Source organism: Corallococcus llansteffanensis (genome assembly GCF_003612055.1).
GTDB lineage: Bacteria > Myxococcota > Myxococcia > Myxococcales > Myxococcaceae > Corallococcus > Corallococcus llansteffanensis.
The window spans coordinates 1-1,482 of record NZ_RAWB01001018.1 but is presented as its reverse complement, the minus strand read 5'-3'; the positions used below and the strand labels follow the sequence as shown (position 1 = coordinate 1,482).

The 1,482-nt window shown below is 69.9% G+C and carries 2 protein-coding genes; one reads left to right on the top strand and one right to left on the bottom strand.

The window, feature by feature from the left end; all coding sequences use genetic code 11:
* Nucleotides 1-220 precede the first annotated feature (220 nt).
* The gene (locus D7V93_RS42990; protein ID WP_120648669.1) at nucleotides 221-676 is read left to right on the top strand and encodes a SpoIIAA family protein; all 456 of its coding nucleotides are present in this window, start codon (nucleotides 221-223) and stop codon (nucleotides 674-676) included.
* A gap of 24 nt (nucleotides 677-700) precedes the next feature.
* On the opposite strand, the gene D7V93_RS42985 is transcribed toward D7V93_RS42990, so the two are convergent.
* Nucleotides 701-1,384: a hypothetical protein gene (locus D7V93_RS42985; protein ID WP_120648668.1), complete on the bottom strand. Its 684-nt coding sequence runs from the start codon at nucleotides 1,382-1,384 to the stop codon at nucleotides 701-703.
* Nucleotides 1,385-1,482 lie beyond the last annotated feature (98 nt).

Below are 1,482 nucleotides of genomic sequence, written 5' to 3'. Positions count from 1 at the left end.
GGGCGGGACGCGGGGCGTTCACCCGGCGAACGTTCCACCGCGCGTGACTGTCCGGCACGCGACGGGCACGGGCGCACCCATCCCAGGAAGCCACCCGCACCGCGACGGTGCGTGCGACCCGGCAGGTCGCGTGGCGGTGCGTCACCTGCAAGAGGATGTGACGAAGTGGTGACGCCGCTCCCGTTTTGGGTACCCTCAAGGCCTCTGCGTGGAGGAGGGTATGGGAGCGCTGCGGGAGTGGGTCTTCGGGGCACAGCGCATCGTGCTGGAGTCCCCCGACATTGTCTGGGCGACGGTCCGCGGTGCGTTCGGCGAGGAAGAGGTGCGCCAGCTCATGGGCGTGTTCCACGAGCTGACGCTGGATCCAGGCGGCCCCTTCTACCTCGTCGTGGACCTGGGCAGCGTCATGGGCCCGATGACGGAGGGCCCCGCGCTGTCGGTGGCGCCGCGCAAGTACCTGGCCGGCAACGTGCGCCCCGAGTGGTTCCGCGCCGTCATCTTCTATGGCGGCAACCGCACGCAGCGCGACGTGATGAAGGCGCTGGTGGTGGCGCTCCAGTTCACGGGCGACACGAAGCTGGAGGCCCGCTTCCTGGAGACCAGCGGCGAGGCCCGCGCGTGGCTTGCGGCGCACCGCCAGCGTCAGCCCCTGCCGCCGGCCTCGCCCATCACCTGAGGTGACGGTGGGGGGGCCGGGGCGTCAGTGGACGGCCCAGCGCTCGGCGATCTCCTCGCACGCGAGCACCACGTCGCCCAGCCGGCGGATGTGCGCGCGCGGCGCGACGTAGAGCGACCCCGCGAACACGTCCACCACGGTCATCAGCCGGTGGTCCGCCGGGCCCAGCCGGCACAGGTGCTGTTCGGCGAAGCGCTGCAGGAGCGTGCCGATGTACTGCCCCGAGCGCTCGTCCAGCGGGTGCGTCTTGGAGAAGTAGAGCTTCATCAGCCCCACGCGCGGGTTGCCCTGCTTGTCCAACCGCTGCACCACCACCTCCGGGCGCACGCTGATGGTGACGCCCGCCATCTCCAGCACGGGCGGCTCCGCGCCCACGGCGCTGATGATGGCGTCGTCCAGGTCCAGCCACGGCACCAGATCCGCGAAGCGCTCCAGCGCCTCCGAACACAGTTGCATGCGCTGCGCCTCGAACTCCGTCTGCGGCACCGCGCAGGCGAACCGGCGCTGGGCCTCCCGGAGCACGTTCATGTCCAGGCCGCGGCACAGGAAGTCGGTGACGGCGTGCGACGCCTCCGGATAGCGGAGGTACTGCGATTCCGGCGGGTGCTTCTGGTCGTGGATGATGCGCTTCCTGCGGGCAGGCGTCGCGATGAGGTACTCGCCCAGCTTGTTGACCGACACTCGCGGCATTTCACGGGTCTCCGGCACGGTGATTCCCCCTCTGGAAGGCTGTCGGAATAGGTACACAGTACACAGGGGGTCTGACATCCAACGGACAGGGGGAACATGCCCTGGAGGGCAGGTTC

What these genes read in the sequence shown, in the direction of transcription:
- D7V93_RS42990 (WP_120648669.1), top strand. Translation starts at nt 221, where the DNA reads ATGGGAGCGCTGCGGGAGTGGGTCTTCGGGGCACAGCGCATCGTGCTG.